The sequence below is a fragment of the Bradyrhizobium archetypum genome, from assembly GCF_013114835.1.
Taxonomy (GTDB): Bacteria; Pseudomonadota; Alphaproteobacteria; order Rhizobiales; family Xanthobacteraceae; genus Bradyrhizobium; species Bradyrhizobium archetypum.
Map to the genome: position 1 here is coordinate 441,454 of NZ_JAAVLW010000007.1, position 19,309 is coordinate 460,762.

Here is a 19,309-nt window from a genome sequence, read left to right on the forward strand (position 1 = left end):
AAGCCATGCTGCGAATAAGCCTGCTCGCAACGCTCGCCTTCGCGCTTTGTCAGACTGCGGCGAATGCGCAGATGAATCATCATCAGCATGCCTCGGAAGCGGCGTGCGAGGAGACCGCCTTGCGCTGCGCCTCGAAGGTCACGCCGGCGTTTGCGCCTGACGGCACGCTGTGGCTTGCCTGGATGGCGGGTGGCCACATATCGGTGGCAAGTTCAAGGGATCAGGGACGCAGCTTTTCGACGCCGGTCCAGGTGACAAAAGAAAAGCTCAACCTCGATTGGGGCCCGGATGCGCGCCCGCAGATCGTCGTCGAGAAGAACGGCGGCATTGCGCTGGCGTTCTCGCGCTTCAGGGACAAGGCCTTCAACGGCCAGGTGCTTGTCACGAGGTCGGTCGATGGCGGCCAAAGCTTTGCCGAGCCGCAGCCGATCACACCGAACAACGACAGCCAGCGCTTTGTGGCGCTCGGTCTTGATGCTGACGGTTCGGTGTTTGCCGCTTGGATCGACAAGCGCAACCGGCTGCCCGTGCTTGAGGCGGGCAAAAAATACGAGGGGGCAGGGCTGTTCTTCGCGTCATCGAAGGACGGCGGCGCGACCTACTCCGAGACGCAGCTGGCCGCCGACAACACCTGCGAATGCTGCCGGCTCGGCCTCGCATTCGCCGGCCCCGGCCATCCCGTGGTCGTGTTCAGGAACATCTTCGAAGGCGGCGTACGCGATCATGCGGTCATGACGTTTGCCGATCCGGCAACGGCGGGCGAGGTTCGCCGCGTCAGTCAGGACGACTGGCAGATCGCTGCGTGCCCGCACCACGGCCCGAGTCTTTCAGTCTCGCCCACAGGCGCCTACCACGTGACCTGGTTCACCAGCGGCAAGGCCCGTAAGGGGCTGTTCTATGCCCGCTCGCAGGACGAGGGCCGCACGTTCTCCGATCCGCTTCCGCTCGGCCGCGCCGATCGCAATCCGACGCGGCCATATGTTCTTGCCGGCCCGCACCGCACAACCATGGTCTGGAAAGAGTTCGACGGCGAGAAGACCGCGGTTAACGCGATTGTCTCGCATGATGACGGCAAGAGCTGGTCAAAGCCGGTACCGATCGCCACGACGGCGGATACGTCCGACCATCCGCTGCTGGTCGGTGACGGACAGAAGACCTATCTTTCCTGGATGACCAAGGCCGACGGATATCGCCTTCTGCCGATCGGAGACGGATCATGAAACGCCTTCTGCTCGCCGCGGTAATCCTCGTTGCGTGGCTTGGCGCCGCGCCCGGAGCCGAGACGCCGTCATCCGGGCCCACGCTCAAGCCGTTTGTGCGGGGGAGCTGGCAGGATGTGCAGCGTTCGCATGCCGGGCGCCCGACGCTGGTGCACTTCTGGGGCGTCACCTGCGGCCCTTGCAAGGTCGAACTGCCGCTGCTCGGACGATTCATGAAGGATCATTCCGACATCGATGTCGTGATGATCAGCGCCGATCTGGTCCCGAATCTGGACAGCGCCACGCGTGCGATGCTGGAGAAGGCCGGGCTGGGATCGGCGGAGAACTGGATTTTCAGCGATGGCTTCGTCGAACGCCTGCGGTTCGAAATCGACCCCGCCTGGCAGGGCGATATTCCGCGTACGCTCCTGATCGGGCGGGATGGAACCGTCACGACGATCGAAGGTTCGGCAGAAATACCGGATCTCGAAAAATGGCTGGTTCAGCAAAAGGCCACGAACAAATAGCGATGCAATCCCGCTATCGTGAACACGAATGTTGCGTTCTCAAGTTAAGGCAGCGACGGCATCGATCGTCCGTTGTGCCGGCCATACTGGATAAATCGAAAGACATCCGATGAAACATGCCCCGCAATTCTTGGTCTTCGCCACCCTGTTTGCTTTCCTGGGCTCGCCCGCGCATGCGCAGGAGGTCAAGGCCGGCGACCTCGTCATCACCCAGGCCTGGAGCCGTGCTACGCCGAGCGGTGCAAAAATCGCCGGCGGATATCTCACCATCGACAACAAGGGCAGCACGCCGGATAAGCTCGTCGGTGGCTCGGGCGATAATTTCGGCAAGGTTGAGATTCACGAGATGGCCATGAAGGGCGGCGTCATGACGATGCGGCCGCTTGACAAGGGGCTGCCGATCGAGCCGGGCAAGACCGTCAAGCTCGGACCGGGCGGCTATCATCTGATGCTGATGGATCTCAAGCAGCCCTTCAAGCAGGGCGACAAGGTGCCGGTCACGCTTGAATTCGAGAAGGCAGGAAACGTGACATTGTCGCTCGACGTGCAGGGCGTCGGTGCGCAGGGTCCGGCGGACTCAGGCCATACGGGAATGAAGCATGATCATTCCGGCATGAAGAAATAGGGAGTGGCTTGTTGCGCTGATAGGGTGGGCGAAGGCGCACTTGCGCGGTGCCCACCATCGATCGGCAGATCGCGCGGAACATGGTGGGCACGCTTCGCCTTTTCCGACCCTACGAAGCCAACAATTCACCGCCGGAACGATCTACAAATCCTCGTTTTCAGAGGCTTTTTCGCGGCTTCCGGCCTTGTATTTTCGCACCCGATCCGGTTTCACTGCACCTTCTTCCGGTATCCCACTGATTCCTCGAGCTGACCCATGCGATTGTCGCGGTTTTTTCTGCCCATCCTGAAAGAGAATCCGAAAGAGGCGGAGATCGTCTCGCATCGCCTGATGCTGCGCGCGGGCATGATGCGGCAGGAAGCGGCCGGCATTTACGCCTGGCTGCCGCTTGGCTTTCGGGTTTTGAAGAAGATCGAGCAGATCGTGCGCGAGGAACAGGACCGCGCCGGCGCGCTGGAATTGCTGATGCCGACGCTGCAGCTTGCCGACCTCTGGCGCGAGAGCGGCCGCTACGACGCCTATGGTCCGGAGATGCTGCGCATCGCGGACCGCCACAAGCGCGAGCTCTTGTACGGGCCGACCAACGAGGAAATGATCACCGAGATTTTCCGCGCCTACATCAAGTCCTACCGGAGCCTGCCGCTCAATCTCTATCACATCCAGTGGAAGTTCCGTGACGAGCAGCGCCCGCGCTTTGGCGTGATGCGCGGCCGCGAATTCCTGATGAAGGATGCTTATTCCTTCGACATCGACGAGGCGGCGGCGCGCCGTTCCTATAACCGGATGTTCGTCGCCTACTTGCGCACGTTTGCGCGGATGGGACTGAAGGCGATTCCGATGCGCGCTGAGACCGGTCCGATCGGCGGCGATCTCAGCCATGAATTCATCGTGCTCGCGGAGACCGGCGAGTCCGGCGTGTTCTGCAACAGCGACGTGCTCAATCTGCCGATCCCGCCGGACGACGTGGATTATGACGGCGACCTGACGCCGATCATCAAGCAATGGACATCAGTCTACGCCGCGACCGAGGACGTCCATGATGCCGCGCGCTATGAGCGCGAAGTACCCGCCGACAAGCGCGTCAACACACGCGGCATCGAGGTCGGCCAGATCTTCTATTTCGGCACCAAATATTCCGACGCCATGAAGGCGCTGGTCGCAGGTCCTGACGGCGTCGACGTGCCGATCCACGGCGGGTCCTACGGCGTCGGCGTTTCGCGCCTGGTCGGCGCCATCATCGAAGCCTGCCATGACGACGCCGGCATCAAATGGCCGGCGGCGGTGGCGCCGTTCACCGCTGTGATCCTGAACTTGAAGCAGGGCGACGCGGCGGTCGACGGCGCGTGCGAAAAGCTTTATCGCGAGCTGCAGGCCAAGGGCGTCGACGTGCTCTATGATGACACGGACCAGCGCGCCGGCGCGAAATTCGCCGCCGCCGACCTGATCGGCATCCCCTGGCAGATTCTGGTCGGGCCGAAGGGCCTTGCGGAGGGCAAGCTCGAGATCAAGCGGCGAAGCGATGGGTCGCGCGAGAATCTCAGCCCGGCGGAAGTGGTGGCGAAGATCGCGGGATAAGATATCCACCGCGGCTGTAATGTTGGCCAATAAGGCCACATTTGGCCCGAATCATGGGATTATCGAGTAATGGATGAGACCATGAACGAGACAGCCCGCACGCCGCCTTTTGCGCCCTTCGAATGGCTGTTGTCCGGGCGTTATCTGCGGGCGCGTCGCAAGGAAGGCTTCATTTCCGTCATCGCCGGGTTTTCGTTCCTCGGCATCATGCTCGGTGTCGCTACCCTGATCATCGTGATGGCCGTGATGAACGGATTCCGCAAGGAACTGCTGGACAAGATTCTCGGCCTCAACGGTCACCTCCTGGTGCAGCCGCTGGAATCGCCGCTGACGGACTGGAAGGACGTCGCCGAGCGCGTCAGTCAGGTCGACGGCATCCGCCTTGCCGCGCCGGTCGTCGACGGCCAGGCACTGGCGTCCTCGGCGTTCAACGCTGCCGGTGTGCTGGTACGCGGCATGCGCTCTGCGGACCTGAACAACCTCACCTCGATCGCCAAGAACATCAAGCAAGGCACGATGGAGGGGTTTGACGAGGGGCAGGGCGTCATCATCGGACGCCGGCTCGCTGATCAATTGTCGCTGCATGCCGGCGACACCATCACGCTTGTTGCGCCCAAGGGGGCGGTGACCCCGATGGGCACGACGCCGCGCATAAAACCCTACAAGGTGGCGGCCGTGTTCGAGATCGGCATGTCGGAATATGACGCAAGCTTCGTGTTCATGCCGCTGCCGGAGTCCCAGGCCTATTTCAACCGCAAGGACGACGTGACCGCGATCGAGATATTCACCACCAATCCGGATCGAATCGACGCGTTCCGCAAGAGCGTGACGGAGGCAGCCGGGCGGCCGGTGTTCCTGGTCGACTGGCGGCAGCGCAACTCGACCTTCTTCAACGCGCTTCAGGTCGAGCGCAACGTGATGTTTTTGATCCTGACCATGATCGTGCTGGTTGCCGCACTCAACATCGTCTCCGGCCTGATCATGCTGGTCAAGGACAAGGGCCAGGATATCGCCATCCTGCGCACGATGGGCGCCTCGCAGGGCTCGATCATGCGGATCTTCCTGATCACGGGCGCTGCGATCGGCGTTGTCGGCACGCTGACCGGATTCTTCGTCGGCATGCTGATCTGCCTGAATATTGAATCGATCCGGCAGTTCCTCTCCTGGATGACCAACACCGAATTGTTCTCGCCGGAGCTTTACTTCCTCTCCAAGCTGCCGGCCGAGATCGATTTCGGCGAGACCGCCGCGGTGGTGATCATGGCGCTGACGCTGTCGTTCCTGGCGACACTCTATCCGTCCTGGCGCGCCGCGCGCCTCGATCCCGTCGATGCGCTGCGGTACGAGTGAGGACGAGATGGCCGAGGAGGCGGACGACGTACCGGTTATCTATCTCCATGAGATAAAACGCGAGTACAGGCAGGGCGAGGCGACGCTGACCATTCTCAACGGCGCCAAGCTTGCGTTGTGGGCGGGGCAGTCGGTGGCGCTGGTGGCCCCGTCGGGGTCGGGCAAGTCGACGCTGCTGCACATCGCGGGCCTGCTCGAAAGCCCCGACGACGGCGAGGTCTATGTTGCGGGCACGCCGACCTCGCAACTATCAGACATCGACCGCACCCAGATCCGGCGCTCCGACATCGGCTTCGTCTATCAATCGCATCGGCTGTTGCCGGAATTCACCGCGCTCGAAAACGTCATGCTGCCGCAGATGATCCGCGGCCTCAAACGCTCCGAGACGATCAAGCGCTCGCAGGAGATCCTGGCCTATCTTGGCCTCGGCGATCGCATCTCGCACCGCCCGGCCGAACTGTCCGGCGGCGAGCAGCAGCGCGTCGCCATCGCGCGCGCGGTCGCCAACGCGCCGCGGGTGCTACTTGCTGACGAGCCGACCGGAAATCTCGATCCGCATACCGCCGATCACGTCTTCAAGGCGCTGATGCAACTCGTGAAGGCGACGCAGGTCGCGATGCTGATCGCCACCCACAACATGGAGCTGGCCGGCCGCATGGACCGGCGGGTGTCGCTGGTCGACGGCCGGGTCGTCGAGCTCGAATAACGGCGCTCAGTAAGCGTTGCGGTACCGCTTGTTGCGATATGCCGCCGGTCCCTGAGCATGTGCGAAATAGGGATTGATGACGCACTGCGCCGAGCGGCCCGACGCCGACATGTTGCATTGGGGCAGCGAAGTATATCTGCATTCGTAATAGCTGACCCTGCCATACACATGCAGGCAAACCGGATAGCTGGGATCGTACGTCTGTGCTTGCGCCGGGGCGGCCGCCGAGGCTGCTCCGATCGCCAGAATTGCCAAAGCCAGAATGCGCATCAGAATCTCCTTGGAACTGCGTCCGTCCGCGTGTGCTGACGGACAGCAGACATTCGACGCAGTCCGGCGTCAAATCACGTTCACGCGCTATAGGTGCGGGCGCCCGGAGGCTCGCGTGTTGCGGCGGCGAAAGGCGCCGCTGCTCAGTATCTGCCGTAGCCGGGGGCGGGCGGCAGCGCGCGGCCGGGCAGCGGGCGATAATGGGAGGGCGGTGGTTCGCTCTCGCCGACATAATAAGGATTGGCGATGCAGGTGAGAAAGCGTCCCGAAGCGGTCGCCTGACACTGCTCGTAGCTCGTGAACGTGCAGTAGCTCAGCGCCGGATATTCATCGCCCTGAAGGCAGAACGGATATCGCGTGCCGACCGCTTCGGCAGGCGCAACACCGATAGCTGCCAATCCGATCGTGGTCAGCACGGCCAGAATCGCTCTCCGCATTTCGAATCTCCCTATATGGCGCATCGGCGCGTGGCCGTTCCACTTCATCGACACAAGCCGCAGCGCTGCAATCCCGTCAAGCCAATCCGCCTTGCAATACCGCCGCAAAACTAAATGTGAATTTTCTGCGGCGAGCTCCGGCGTAAAGTTTCGAAAGACGCCTGCAAGACAACATTAACTTGCGTTCACACTGCGGCCATTTGGTGTGGGCTGTTGCAGCGAGGTTACAGCAATTCGAGCCAACGATGCTATGAGCATGCCGCGGCCTTGGGGGCTGCTTAAAAAGGAACGGGAATAAGAATGAAGAAGGTTTTGCTTGTTACGGCCAGTCTGATCGCGCTCGGCGCGACTGCGCCGGCTGTTGCTGCTGATCTCGCTGCGCGCCCTTACACCAAGGCGCCCCCGATGGTCGCTGCGATCTATGACTGGAGTGGATTCTATATCGGTGCCAACGGCGGCTGGGGTTCGAGCCGTAACTGCTGGGACTTCCTGCCGGTTGCCGGCGGCGTTGCTTCCGATGGTTGCCATGACGCGTCGGGCGGCACAATCGGTGGCCAGATCGGCTATCGGTGGCAGGCCGGCACCTGGGTGTTCGGCGTGGAAGCGCAGGGCAACTGGGCCGACTTCGAGGGCAGCAATGTGGCCCTTTCCGACAGGAGGTTCCGCAACGAGTCGCGGATCGACGCGTTCGGCCTGTTCACTGGCCAGGTCGGTTACGCCGCCAACAATGTCCTGTTCTACGTCAAGGGCGGCGCGGCTGTGACCTCGAACGAGTACCGTACGTTTGCGGTCGCCACCAACGCGCTCGCTGCCACCACCAACGACGACACCCGCTGGGGTGGTGTGGTCGGCGTCGGCCTCGAATACGGCTTTGCGCCGAACTGGTCGTTTGGCGTCGAGTACAATCACCTGTTCATGCAGGACCGTACCTACACCTTCACCACGCCGGCCGGCGGCTTCTTCGCCAACGAACGCATCAGCCAGGACGTCGATCTCGTCACGGCCCGTCTGAACTACAAGTTCGGCGGTCCGGGCGTCGCGAGGTACTGATCGCTCGCGACCTGCGACCAACATCGAAGCCCCGGGACCTTCCCGGGGCTTTTTTGTTGGGGCGGCGCGCCGGTTAACCAAGCCGGAATGGTCCACGACGCCCCGAGAGATGGGCCCTTGACTCCTAGAACAAAAAAGGAACAATGTTCCTCATATGTTCTCGGACCGTAAGGAGTCGGATCATGTTGCGGATGTTCGTGGAAGAGGCGGCGGCGCTGGCGTCGATTACGCTGTTTGTGGGGATGATCGCGGTGTGGGCGCAGGTGATTCCGCAGCTTTGAAGCGGGGCGGAGACCCGGCCCGATCCGGCTTGGCGGGGTGGGCTGGGGAAAAGCTGGATGGCGGGTGCGCAAGCGGCGTTCCACGTGGACTTCGTCCGGCCAAGGCATCACCATTGCGGCAGCGAGTCGGCGCTTCCTTAGTTGCTGGCGATCGCTCCCCATCACGATGCAAGAGCCCCTTTTAGCGCATGTCCAGTGCCGGATTCGTTCATCTCCACGTTCATTCGGCCTATTCGCTGCTGAAGGGCTCCATCAAGATTGCCAAACTCGGCGAACTGGCGAAAGCCGACCGCCAGCCGGCGCTGGCGCTGACCGACACCGACAACATGTTCGGAGCGCTGGAATTCTCCGACAAGATGGCGGGCTATGGCATCCAGCCGATTGTCGGATGCGAGCTTGCCGTCGATTTCGGCGACCAGGATCCCAACGCCCGCAATTCGCTGGCGGCCACGCCGTCGCGGATCGTGCTGCTGGCGGCGCGGGAGCGCGGCTACCGCAGCCTGATGCGGCTGAACTCGCGGGCGTTTCTGGAAACGCCGGTCCATCAATCCCCGCACATCAAGCTCGAATGGCTGGAAGGCGATGCCGAGGATCTGATTGCGCTGACCGGCGGCCCCGACGGCCCGATCTCGCTGGCGCTCAATGCCGATCATGCAGCGCTCGCGGCAGGCCGTTGCGACCGGTTGGCTAATCTATTCGGCGATCGCCTCTACGTCGAATTGCAGCGCCATGGGGTCGACAAGGAGCGCCGCGTCGAGGGTGGCCTGATCGATCTCGCCTATGCCAAGGGCCTGCCGCTGGTCGCGACCAACGAGCCATATTTCGCATCGAACGACGATTACGAAGCGCATGACGCGCTGCTGTGCATCGCCGGCGGCAAGCTGATCGCCGAGACCGACCGTGAGCAGCTCACACCCGATCACCGCTTCAAGACCCGCGCCGAGATGGCGGTGCTGTTCGCCGACATTCCGGAAGCGCTGGCGTCCACGATCGAGATCGCGGAGCGTTGCTCGTTCCGCCCGAAGACGCGAAAGCCGATTCTGCCGCGCTTCACCGTCGGTGCAGATTCGGGATCCGATGCGGCAACCGAAGAAGCCGCGGAGCTGAAGCGTCAGGCCGAGGCGGGGCTTGCCCGGCGCCTGCAGGTTCATGGCCTGTCGCCCGGCACGACGGAGGAGGAGTACCAGAAGCGTCTCGCTTTCGAGATCGACGTCATCAACCGCATGAACTACGCGGGCTACTTCCTGATCGTCTCCGACTTCATCAAATGGGCCAAGGCGCACGACATTCCGGTCGGCCCGGGCCGCGGCTCCGGCGCCGGTTCGCTGGTCGCCTATGCGTTGACGATTACCGACCTCGATCCGATCCGCTTCGGCCTGCTGTTCGAGCGGTTCCTCAACCCCGAGCGTGTGTCGATGCCGGACTTCGACATCGACTTCTGCCAGGACCGGCGCGGCGAAGTGATCGACTACGTGCAGCAGCGCTACGGCCGCGATCAGGTGGCGCAGATCATCACCTTCGGTACGCTGCAGGCGCGCGGCGTGCTGCGCGACGTCGGCCGTGTGCTGCAGATGCCCTATGGGCAGGTCGACAAGCTGACAAAACTGGTGCCGCAAAATCCCGCCGCGCCGGTGACGCTGGCGCAGGCGATCGAGGGCGAGCCGAAGCTGCAGGCGTTCCGCGACGAGGACCCGGTGGTGGCGCGCGCCTTCGACATCGCCCAGCGCCTCGAAGGGCTGACACGCCACGCCTCGACCCACGCCGCCGGCATTGTGATCGGCGACCGACCTTTAAGCGAACTGGTGCCACTCTATCGCGATCCCAAATCCGACATGCCGGTGACCCAGTTCAACATGAAATGGGTCGAGCCGGCCGGGCTCGTGAAGTTCGACTTCCTCGGCCTGAAGACGCTGACCGTGCTCGACGTCGCAGTGAAGCTGCTCAGGCAGCGCGACATCCATGTCGATCTGGCGACGCTGCCGATCGACGATGCGCCGAGCTATCAGATGCTCGCGCGGGGCGACGTGGTCGGCGTGTTCCAGGTGGAAAGCCAGGGCATGCGGCGCGCGCTGATCGACATGCGCCCCGACCGTTTCGAGGACATCATCGCCCTCGTTGCGCTCTATCGCCCGGGCCCGATGGCCAACATCCCGACCTATTGCGCGCGCAAGCACGGCGACGAGGAGCCGGAATATCTGCATCCGGTCCTGGAGCCGATCCTGAAAGAGACCTTCGGCGTCATCATCTACCAGGAACAGGTGATGCAGATCGCACAGGTGATGGCCGGCTATTCGCTCGGCGACGCCGACCTGTTGCGCCGCGCGATGGGCAAGAAGATCCGCGCCGAGATGGACAAGCAGCGCGCGATCTTCGTCGCCGGCGCGGTCAAGAACGGCGTGCCGAAGGGACAGGCGGAAACGATCTTCGAGCTGCTCGCCAAGTTCGCCGACTACGGCTTCAACAAGAGCCACGCGGCGGCTTACGCGCTGGTGTCCTACCACACCGCCTACATGAAGGCGCATTACCCGGTGGAGTTCCTCGCGGCGTCGATGACGCTCGAACTCAACAACACCGACAAGCTGTCGGAATTCCGTTCCGAGGCGCAGCGGCTCGGCATCAAGGTCGAGGCACCCAACATCAACCGTTCGGGCGCCACCTTCGAGGTCGGCGCGAACACGATCTACTATGCGCTGGCCGCGCTGAAGGGCGTCGGCCTGCAGGCCGTCGAGCAGATTGTGGAGGAGCGCAAGAAGGGGGCCTTCACCTCGCTGGCTGACTTCGCCGCCCGCGTCAATCCGCGCGCGATCAACAAGCGCATCATCGAAAGCCTGGCCGCGGCCGGCGCATTCGACACGCTCGAATCCAACCGTGCCCGCGTCTTTGCCGGCGCGGATGCCATTCTCGCCGCCTGCCAGCGCAGCCACGAGGCGGCGACCATCGGGCAGAACGACATGTTCGGCAATGCATCCGACGCGCCGACCATCATGCTGCCGCAGATCGATCCGTGGCTGCCGGCCGAAAAGCTCCGCCGCGAATACGATGCTGTCGGCTTCTTCCTGTCCGGCCATCCGCTCGACGATTACGCCACCGTGCTGAAGCGGCTGCGGGTGCAATCCTGGGCGGAATTCTCCCGCGCCGTGAAAACCGGCGCGACCGCGGGCAAGGTCGCGGCCACCGTGGTGTCGCGGATGGAGCGGCGCACCAAGACCGGCAACAAGATGGGCATCATGGGCCTGTCAGACCCCACCGGGCATTTCGAGGCCGTCTTGTTTTCGGAAGGGCTTGCGCAATATCGCGAGGTCTTGGAGCCGGGGGCTGCGGTATTGCTGCAGCTCGGCGCCGAACTGCAGGGCGAGGACGTGCGTGCACGGGTGCTACATGCCGAGCCGCTGGATGACGCGGCGGCGAAGACCCAAAAGGGCCTGCGGATTTTCGTGCGCGACACCAAGCCGCTGGACTCCATCGCGCGACGGCTCAACATGCCGGAAGCCACGGCATCAAACGGATTGGCAAACGGTCTGACGAAGGGCCTGCCAGCGAAGCCCGCACCCGCGCCGTCGGGCGGCGCCGACGGCGACGTCTCGCTCGTCATGATGCTCGACCTGCAGACCGAGGTGGAGATGAAGCTGCCGGGCCGCTTCAAGGTCTCGCCGCAGATCGCCGGCGCGATCAAGGCGGTTGCCGGCGTAGTAGACGTGCAGACGCTGTAGGGTAACCGCGCGGATACGCCGTTAGTGCTAGTGCCTAGATGCCGCTCGGCATCGTCGGGCAAATCATTCCCTGATCTGCGCGCTACGACGCATTCGCATTCATCAAGAACTTGTCATTGCCTTTGCGATTCCGGCCCTACCCGATCCGTCGTATAATCCGATCGAGGGGGAACTGTGCTTCATCACGTGATTTATCACTGAAATCGCAGGTACGGAGGTCCGCCATGAAAGTCAAAGACGCGATGCACAAGGGCGTCGACTGGGTTAACCCCGACACGCCTATCACCGAAATTGCCAAGCTGATGCGCGAACATGACATCGGCTGCATTCCGATCGGAGAGGACGACAAGCTGGTCGGGATGGTGACCGATCGCGACATCGTCTGCAAAGGAATTGCGAACGGCAAGTTCGATCCAGCCCGCGCCCAGGCGCGCGACGTGATGACCGAAGGCATCCATTGCTGCCGGGAGGACGACGACCTGGCCAAGGCGGTCCATCACATGGAAACGCTGCAGGTCCGCAGGCTGCCGGTGATCAACAAGAACAAGCGAATGGTCGGCATGATCAGCCTCGGCGACGTCGGCCGCTTGGCGCCCAATGATCTGCTGGCCGGCTGCGTGAAGAGCGTCGCCGCGCATCACTGACGCGCGGCTGGGCGTTTGCGCAGGCCTATCATGATTTTCCCGTCCGCCGCGGGCTCGCCGCTGCGGCGGCGGCAGGAATGGATTTCTCCGGGGCATTTGCGTGGCTACAGGCGATGAGAACAAGCCTGGCGAACAGTGCATCGCCTTTCGGCCTTACGCAGTCTCCGATTTCGGGGCCGTCGCCGAGCTGTGGAGCCGCGTCAATCGGGAGCTGGCACCTGCCGGGATGGAATCCCTGTTCGAGCAATACATCGCGACCACAATCGAGGGCGAGCTCTCGCGTCTGCTTGATGTTTTCTCGCCGGCAAGACGCAATGCCTTATGGGTGGTTGCGCCAGCCGCCGACGACAAACGGATCGTGGGCACGTTCGGCATCGAATGTCACAGCGGTGACACGACAGAACTCCGGCGCATGTATCTCGATGCGGGCTGGCGTGGCCGCGGCTTGGCTCAGCGTATGCTGCGCACGGCCGAGGATATGGCCCGCGAGTCCGGCTTCGCCCGCATGATCGTCAGCACCGCTGACGTCCAGCGCGCCGCCTTGCGGTTCTACACCAAAAGCGGGTTCAAGCGCGTCAGAAGCGAAATCGCTGAAGCCATGACAGCGAAGCAGGCCGGCGGAGGGCTGCTGCGCCACTACTTCGAGAAGGCACTCTAGCGGGCATAATTACGATCGAGCGAACTCAATCATGCGTGCTGAAGTGGCCGCGCCAGGCCTTCGCCGTCAGTTTGGCGAACTGGTCGCCGGCCATACGGATCAGCGTCGAATGATCGCCGCCTTCCATATAGATATCCTGTCGCGCATCGATGCTGTCGTCGACGATGACGTCGAGCCCGTAGCACTCGCCGACCGGCGGGATGGCCCCAATGTCGCAATCGATAAACAGCTCCGCGATTTCCTTTTCGCTCGCGAGGTCGACCTTGTGGCCGAGCTGACTTCTCAGCGCCGACATATGAAGGTGATGGGAGGCCGGAAGCACAGCCATCATGTAGCCGCCGTCGCGGCGCAGCACGACGGCCTTGGCCAGCGCGTCGCCCGGCACGTGGCAGGCCTCCGCTGTACGCGTCGATGACTTCGTCGGAGCATGAGGGATCAGGTCGTAGGTGACGCTTTGATCCAGGTATTTCTGCAGCGTCGGGGAAACGGTCATGGCGGCTCCTCCATTGCACGGGCAATCCGCTACACCGGGAGGAACTCGCGCAGTCGCCTCACGATGCGGGCGAACACGATCTTGGTGAAAGGATACGCCCGCCTGACCGCTGCGACAATGCCAATTTCAGTGCAGGAACCGGGCGAAGCGGGCGCCATGCCTTGCTGAGAGCGCAATTGTTCAAGAAACCTTCAGCTCAAAGCGTCTTCCATGCGGCGCTCGGACGGCGACAGGGTGGGATCCATGCGGCGGTTGGTAAGAAGTCTCTCGGTCCTTTCGATCTCTCTCGCGGCGATATCCGGATTGGCGGGCTATTCGAGCCCCGCCGCTGCGCAGCAGCAGGAAAAGCGTATTGCGCTGGTGGTCGGCAATGGCGCCTATGTGAAATCGCCGCTTGCGACGGCGGCCAATGACGCCGGCCTGATCGCGCAGACCTTGCAGGCGGCCGGTTTCGACGTGATCGGTGCCCGCGATCTCGATGGCGACACGCTGCGCAAGAGTTTTCGCGATTTCATCCAGAAAGCCGAGAGCTCGGGGCCGGACACGGTCGCGATGGTGTATCTGGCCGGCTACGGGCTGCAGCTAGCGGGCGACAACTATTTCGTGCCGGTCGATTCCGCGATCAACCGCGATACCGATGTTCCGACCGAGGCGCTGCGGACCGGTGACTACATCCGTCAACTCGCCTCGCTGCCCCTGAAGGCCGGCATCGTCGTGCTCGACGCGGCGCGCCAGCAGCCTTTCGTCGAAGGACAGATTGCAAGCGGTCTGGCTCTAGTCGAGGCGGACCCGCACATGCTGATGGCGTTCAACGCGGCGCCCGGCACCGTGGCGCCGACCGAGCAGGGGCCGTACGGCATCTATGCGCAGTCGCTGGCCGAGATGATCCGGACCGGTGGATTGCCGCTGCCGGAAGTTTTCAATCGCGTACGGCTTCGCGTCAACGAAGCGAGCAAGGGCGCGCAGGTGCCCTGGGACAGCCAGAAGGTCGACGCGGGCTTTACGTTTTTCGAGCGCGCCCCCGATGCGCCCGCGATCGCGCAGCCGGATCAGGCCGCTGCCATCAAGGACAAGCCGATCCGCGATCTCGGCGTGCAGGACGCCTATGCCGCGGCGCTGGAGCGCGACACGCTGCAAGGCTACGAAGAATTTCTCGGCGCCTATGCGAGCGATCCGCTGGCGAAGCGGGTGAGGGCGATCGCGGCGGCACGGCGCGAGGCGATTACGTGGCGCCGCACCTATCGCGCCGACACCCCGAACGCCTACTGGTCGTATCTGCAACGCTATCCGCGCGGGCCGCATGCGGCCGATGCGCGCCGCCGCCTCGCCATTCTTACCGCGCCGCTGGAGCCGCCGCCGACGTTCGATGTCATCGATTACGACGTACCGCCGCCGCCACCGGACGAGGTCGTCTATATCGAGCGTCCCGTGCTGGCGTTCGGCGATCCCGAGTTCGATTTCGTCCCGCCGCCTCCACCGCCGGTCTACTACCTGCCGCCGCCGCCGGAGGATTTCGTGGTGCTGGAACCGCCACCGCCGCCGATCGGGCTGTTCATCCTGCCGCAGCCGGTCTTTGTGCCGATACCGGTCTATGTGCGGCCACCGCGCTATGTGGCGCCGCCGCCGAACAACATCATCTTTGCCAATATCCATAACCGGACCGTCATCAATAATGTCATCAACAGGCCGTCAGCGCAGGCGTTGCCCGCGGCAGGACTTGGCGACAGGGGGCGTCCCGGCCCGCCGGCCGGAGGGGTTGCGCCCCGGCCGGGGGGCGCGACGCCGGTGCTGCCGCCTGCGGTCGCGCAACGGGCCACGTTGATCCAGCAGGGTAAAGCGCCGTTGCCGCCAAGCGCTGCGATCAATCCTGCCGTCAGGACAGGTTTGCCCGGTGCTCCCGCGGGGCAGGTCGGAAGGCCTAATGCGGTGCAGCCGGCAAATGCGCCAGCCACGCTGCCGTCGACACAGCCCGCGCCGCGGACCAATGCCCTGCCGGTTCCAGGCGCCAGGGGCGCTCCGCCCGCACCTCCAAGCGCTGCAGTAGCACCGGGGACAGGCACTCCGAACGCGAGACTTGCGCCGGGCGCACCCCGCCCGGGACCCGCAACGCCGGCCGCTCCCGGCGGCGGTGCCACCGGCTCCAGGCCCGCCATCGGGGCCGCTGCGCCGGCCGCTGCAACGGACCAGCAGCCAAGGGTAGCCGCGCCGCCGCCCGGCGCCAGCGCACCGCCAAAGCCTGCCGCTGCCGTTGCGCCGAGACCGCAATTGCAGCCTGAGTTGCGGCGAGCGCCGCCGCCGTCTGCGGTGCAGGCGGCCAGGCCTCCGCTACCGCCGGCGGCCCGCGTTGCACCGGCCCCGCCACCGCGGATGGCTGCACCGCCGCCACCCGCGAGAATGGCTGCGCCGTCACCTCCGCCAAGGATGGCCGCACCACCGGCCCCGCCGCCGCGCATGGCCGCGCCACCGGCCCCGCCGCCGCGCATGGCCGCGCCACCGGCACCGCCGCCGCGTATGGCCGCGCCACCGGCACCGCCTCCGCGGATGGCAGCACCAGCGGCGCCTCCGCCCCGGATGGCCGCGCCAGCACCACCGCCACGGATCGCTGCCCCGCCGCCGCGCGCGGCACCTGCGGCGAGAGCATGCCCGCCGGGTGCCCGATGCTGATTGTTGACGAGCCAGATCGTCAGATCTGGCCGGGACGGCGGTAAATCACAGGGCTGAAAGGCCGAAAAACCGGCCGTATTTCCTTGCTTCTGGCTGGAATCCGGCTATATAGCGCGGCATCTCACACGGAAACATGGCTCTCAAAGGCCGTCCGGTGGCAACCGGGCCAGTCAGGCTCGTTTGCTCACACGTTTCCGGAGGAACCAACCGGAGAACTATTACGATGGCGCTACCCGATTTTTCCATGCGTCAGCTCCTTGAAGCTGGCGTGCACTTTGGCCACCAATCGCACCGCTGGAATCCGAAGATGGCGGATTACATTTTCGGTGCCCGCAACAACATCCACATCATTGACCTCGCCCAGACCGTGCCGATGCTGCATCGCGCGTTGCAGGCTGTGTCCGACACCGTCGCCAAGGGCGGCCGCATCCTGTTCGTCGGCACCAAGCGCCAGGCACAGGACGGCGTTGCCGAAGCGGCCAAGCGCTCGGCGCAGTATTTCGTCAACTCGCGCTGGCTCGGCGGCACACTGACCAACTGGAAGACGATTTCGGGCTCGATCAAGCGCCTGCGCCACCTCGACGAGGTGCTGTCGTCGGGCGAAGCCAACTCCTACACCAAGAAGGAGCGGCTGACGCTGCAGCGCGAGCGCGACAAGCTCGACCGTTCGCTCGGCGGCATCAAGGACATGGGCGGTCTTCCGGACATGATCTTCGTGATCGACACCAACAAGGAAGACATCGCGATCCAGGAAGCGCAGCGGCTCAACATTCCCGTCGCCGCGATCGTCGATACCAATTCCGACCCCAAGGGCATCACCTATGTGGTGCCGGGCAATGACGACGCCGGCCGCGCCATTTCGCTGTATTGCGACCTGGTGGCCCGCGCCGCCATCGACGGCATTTCGCGCGCGCAGGGCGAATCCGGCATCGATGTCGGCGCCGCCGTTCAGCCGCTTCGCGAGGAACTTCCGGCCGCCGCGCCCGAAACCTCCGGCTTCCAGGGGCTCGCCGGTCCGCGTGGCACCGCCGACAACCTCAAGAAGCTCACCGGCGTGTCGGGTACGATCGAGAAGAAGCTCAACGACCTCGGCATCTTCCACTACTGGCAGCTCGCCGAGCTCGACCACGATACCGCGCACAAGATCGGTGAAGAGGTTGGTCTTCCGAGCCGCGCCGATGCCTGGGTTGCCCAGGCCAAGGCGCTGACCGCGGAAGCGGAATAATTGGTACGCCGCGTGGCCGGGTCTTCCGGCCGCCGGCTCTGCTCACCAGATTACGGCATTCCCTGTAGCTGACGACGGCAGGGCGCAAAGCGCGCGCCGCGCCCGCCGCTCACGGGCAAGAAGGATATTCGACGATGGCAACGATCACTGCGGCGATGGTCAAGGAACTGCGCGAGTCGACCGGCGCAGGCATGATGGACTGCAAGGCCGCGCTCACCGAAACCAACGGCGACATGCAGGCGGCCCAGGACTGGCTGCGCAAGAAGGGCCTGTCGAAGGCCGCCAAGAAGGCCGGCCGCGTCGCCGCGGAAGGCCTGATCGGCGCTGTGACGTCGGGCACCAAGGGCGTCGTGGTCGAAGTCAATTCCGAGACCGATTTCGTGGCCCGCAACGAGCAGTTCCAGGGCCTTGTCAAGATGATCGCGCAGGTCGCGCTCGATGTCGGCGCCGACGTCGAGAAGATCAAGGCGGCCAAGGTCGGCAGCGTCACGGTCGAGACCGCGATTTCGGACGCCATCGCGACCATCGGCGAGAACATGACGCTGCGCCGCGCGGCTTCCCTCGAAGTCGGCAAGGGCGTGGTATCAAGCTACATCCATGGCGCAGTGATCGAGGGCGCCGGCAAGATGGGCGTGCTGGTCGCGCTAGAATCCACCGGCAAGACCGATGAGCTCGCGCATCTCGGACGTCAGCTTGCGATGCATGTGGCTGCGACCAATCCGCAGGCGCTGGATCCGTCCGGCCTCGACCCCGAGCTCGTCAAGCGCGAAAAGGACGTGCTGGCCGACAAGTACCGCCAGCAGGGCAAGCCGGAAAACGTGATCGAGAAGATCGTCGAGTCCGGCCTCAAGACCTATTACAAGGAAGTCTGCCTGCTCGAGCAGGCGTTCATCCACGACGAAAAGGGCAAGTCGGTCGCGCAGGCGGTGAAGGAAGCCGAAGGCAAGATCGGTGCACCAGTGAAGATTGCCGGGTTTGTGCGCTATGCTCTCGGCGAGGGAATCGAAAAGCAGGAATCCGATTTCGCGGCCGAAGTCGCGGCGGCCAGCGGCAAGAAGTAACCGCTGCGGTCACAGTCTTCCGGCGCCAATGTGCCGGAAGTCGCCTGCGCGGGAGAGGGAAGCGATAAGCAATGGCTGAGCCGGTCTATCGTCGCGTCGTGATCAAGCTCTCGGGCGAGTATCTCGCAGGCAGCCAATCCTTCGGTATCCACCAGCCCACCATCGACCGTATCGCCGACGACCTGATTGCGGCCAAGAAGCTCGGCGTCGAGGTGGCCGTCGTGATCGGCGGCGGCAACATCGTCCGCGGCGTGGAAGTCTCCTCGCGCGGCGTGTCGCGCCCGACTGGCGATACCATGGGCATGCTCGCCACGGTGATGAACTGTCTGGCACTGGAGGCGGCGATCGAGCGCAAGGGGACCCCGGCGCGAACGCTGTCGGCGTTCGTGATGCCCGAGATTTCCGAGCTGTTCACCCGCACTGCAGCGCACAAATATCTTTCCGACGGCCGGATTGTGCTGCTCGGCGGTGGAACCGGCAATCCATTCTTCACCACGGACACCACGGCCGTTTTGCGGGCGGCCGAGATCGGGGCGCAGGCGGTGCTCAAGGCCACCAATGTGGACGGCGTTTACAGCGCCGATCCCAAAAAAGACCCGTCAGCCAAGCGTTTTGACCGCCTGACGCATTCGCAGGCCATCGCCGGCGACTATAAGGTGATGGACGCGACCGCATTCGCGCTTGCCCGCGAGACGTCACTGCCTATCATCGTATTCTCGATCGCCGAGCCGGGTTCGATCGGCGCGATCCTGCGCGGGACCGGCCACGGCACGGTGGTTGCCGGCTAAGACGCCTGTGCAGTGTGAACCGCGGGCAGCAAAGAGGCCGGCGGCA

Annotated in this window: 17 protein-coding genes; 14 read left to right on the top strand and 3 right to left on the bottom strand. The window is 64.0% G+C overall.

The genetic code is table 11. The features are described from left to right. Positions 1 to 5 precede the first annotated feature (5 nt). The 6 genes from HCN50_RS25055 to HCN50_RS25080 all read left to right on the top strand — a co-directional run bounded on the left by HCN50_RS25055 (position 6) and on the right by HCN50_RS25080 (position 5,982). Positions 6 to 1,220, top strand: a complete 1,215-nt coding sequence (locus tag HCN50_RS25055) for a sialidase family protein (protein ID WP_171712543.1) — start codon at positions 6 to 8, stop codon at positions 1,218 to 1,220. Continuing rightward, positions 1,217 to 1,726, top strand: a complete 510-nt coding sequence (locus tag HCN50_RS25060; RefSeq protein WP_171712544.1) for a TlpA family protein disulfide reductase — start codon at positions 1,217 to 1,219, stop codon at positions 1,724 to 1,726. Before HCN50_RS25055 ends, HCN50_RS25060 begins: the two co-directional genes overlap by 4 nt. Before the next feature lie 109 nt (positions 1,727 to 1,835). Continuing rightward, positions 1,836 to 2,351, top strand: coding sequence for a copper chaperone PCu(A)C (locus HCN50_RS25065; protein WP_171712545.1), 516 nt, complete (start codon positions 1,836 to 1,838; stop codon positions 2,349 to 2,351). A 255-nt stretch (positions 2,352 to 2,606) separates the two neighbouring features. Beyond that, positions 2,607 to 3,926: a proline--tRNA ligase gene (gene proS / locus HCN50_RS25070; protein ID WP_171712546.1), complete on the top strand. Its 1,320-nt coding sequence runs from the start codon at positions 2,607 to 2,609 to the stop codon at positions 3,924 to 3,926. A 69-nt stretch (positions 3,927 to 3,995) separates the two neighbouring features. Next, entirely contained in the window at positions 3,996 to 5,276 is a 1,281-nt protein-coding gene (locus HCN50_RS25075) for a lipoprotein-releasing ABC transporter permease subunit (protein ID WP_171712547.1), read from the top strand. A 7-nt stretch (positions 5,277 to 5,283) separates the two neighbouring features. Continuing rightward, positions 5,284 to 5,982 (top strand): ABC transporter ATP-binding protein, encoded by a 699-nt coding sequence (locus HCN50_RS25080; RefSeq protein ID WP_171712548.1) that lies wholly within the window; start codon positions 5,284 to 5,286, stop codon positions 5,980 to 5,982. Positions 5,983 to 5,988: 6 nt separating this feature from the next. Here HCN50_RS25080 and HCN50_RS25085 read toward each other — a convergent pair whose 3' ends face one another. Continuing rightward, positions 5,989 to 6,252: a DUF3551 domain-containing protein gene (locus HCN50_RS25085; RefSeq protein ID WP_171712549.1), complete on the bottom strand. Its 264-nt coding sequence runs from the start codon at positions 6,250 to 6,252 to the stop codon at positions 5,989 to 5,991. Between the two features lie 143 nt (positions 6,253 to 6,395). Next, positions 6,396 to 6,689: a DUF3551 domain-containing protein gene (locus tag HCN50_RS25090; protein ID WP_171712550.1), complete on the bottom strand. Its 294-nt coding sequence runs from the start codon at positions 6,687 to 6,689 to the stop codon at positions 6,396 to 6,398. Between the two features lie 300 nt (positions 6,690 to 6,989). Here HCN50_RS25090 and HCN50_RS25095 point away from each other — a divergent pair, with 300 nt between their 5' ends. From HCN50_RS25095 to HCN50_RS25110, 4 genes are all read left to right on the top strand, one after another. Then, a complete protein-coding gene (locus tag HCN50_RS25095; protein ID WP_171712551.1) occupies positions 6,990 to 7,739 on the top strand; it encodes an outer membrane protein in 750 nt (249 codons plus the stop codon). Between the two features lie 469 nt (positions 7,740 to 8,208). Next, positions 8,209 to 11,730 (top strand): DNA polymerase III subunit alpha, encoded by a 3,522-nt coding sequence (dnaE, locus tag HCN50_RS25100; RefSeq protein ID WP_171712552.1) that lies wholly within the window; start codon positions 8,209 to 8,211, stop codon positions 11,728 to 11,730. Positions 11,731 to 11,954: 224 nt separating this feature from the next. Continuing rightward, positions 11,955 to 12,374 (top strand): CBS domain-containing protein, encoded by a 420-nt coding sequence (locus HCN50_RS25105; protein ID WP_171712553.1) that lies wholly within the window; start codon positions 11,955 to 11,957, stop codon positions 12,372 to 12,374. Between the two features lie 100 nt (positions 12,375 to 12,474). Further along, positions 12,475 to 13,032: a GNAT family N-acetyltransferase gene (locus tag HCN50_RS25110; RefSeq protein WP_171712554.1), complete on the top strand. Its 558-nt coding sequence runs from the start codon at positions 12,475 to 12,477 to the stop codon at positions 13,030 to 13,032. Between the two features lie 25 nt (positions 13,033 to 13,057). On the opposite strand, the gene HCN50_RS25115 is transcribed toward HCN50_RS25110, so the two are convergent. Beyond that, positions 13,058 to 13,525 carry an aminoacyl-tRNA deacylase gene (locus HCN50_RS25115; RefSeq protein ID WP_171712555.1) on the bottom strand — a complete coding sequence of 156 codons (468 nt, stop codon included), beginning with the start codon at positions 13,523 to 13,525 and terminating at the stop codon, positions 13,058 to 13,060. 243 nt (positions 13,526 to 13,768) lie between these two features. On the opposite strand from HCN50_RS25115, the gene HCN50_RS25120 reads away from it, so the two are divergent. From HCN50_RS25120 to pyrH, 4 genes are all read left to right on the top strand, one after another. Further along, on the top strand, positions 13,769 to 16,189 hold the full coding sequence (locus tag HCN50_RS25120) for a caspase family protein (protein ID WP_171712556.1): 2,421 nt from the start codon (positions 13,769 to 13,771) through the stop codon (positions 16,187 to 16,189). Positions 16,190 to 16,412: 223 nt separating this feature from the next. Continuing rightward, positions 16,413 to 17,414 (top strand): 30S ribosomal protein S2, encoded by a 1,002-nt coding sequence (locus HCN50_RS25125; RefSeq protein WP_171712557.1) that lies wholly within the window; start codon positions 16,413 to 16,415, stop codon positions 17,412 to 17,414. A gap of 134 nt (positions 17,415 to 17,548) precedes the next feature. Continuing rightward, positions 17,549 to 18,475, top strand: a complete 927-nt coding sequence (gene tsf, locus HCN50_RS25130) for a translation elongation factor Ts (protein WP_171712558.1) — start codon at positions 17,549 to 17,551, stop codon at positions 18,473 to 18,475. A 71-nt stretch (positions 18,476 to 18,546) separates the two neighbouring features. After that, positions 18,547 to 19,263: a UMP kinase gene (gene pyrH / locus HCN50_RS25135; protein WP_171712559.1), complete on the top strand. Its 717-nt coding sequence runs from the start codon at positions 18,547 to 18,549 to the stop codon at positions 19,261 to 19,263. Positions 19,264 to 19,309: the final 46 nt, after the last annotated feature.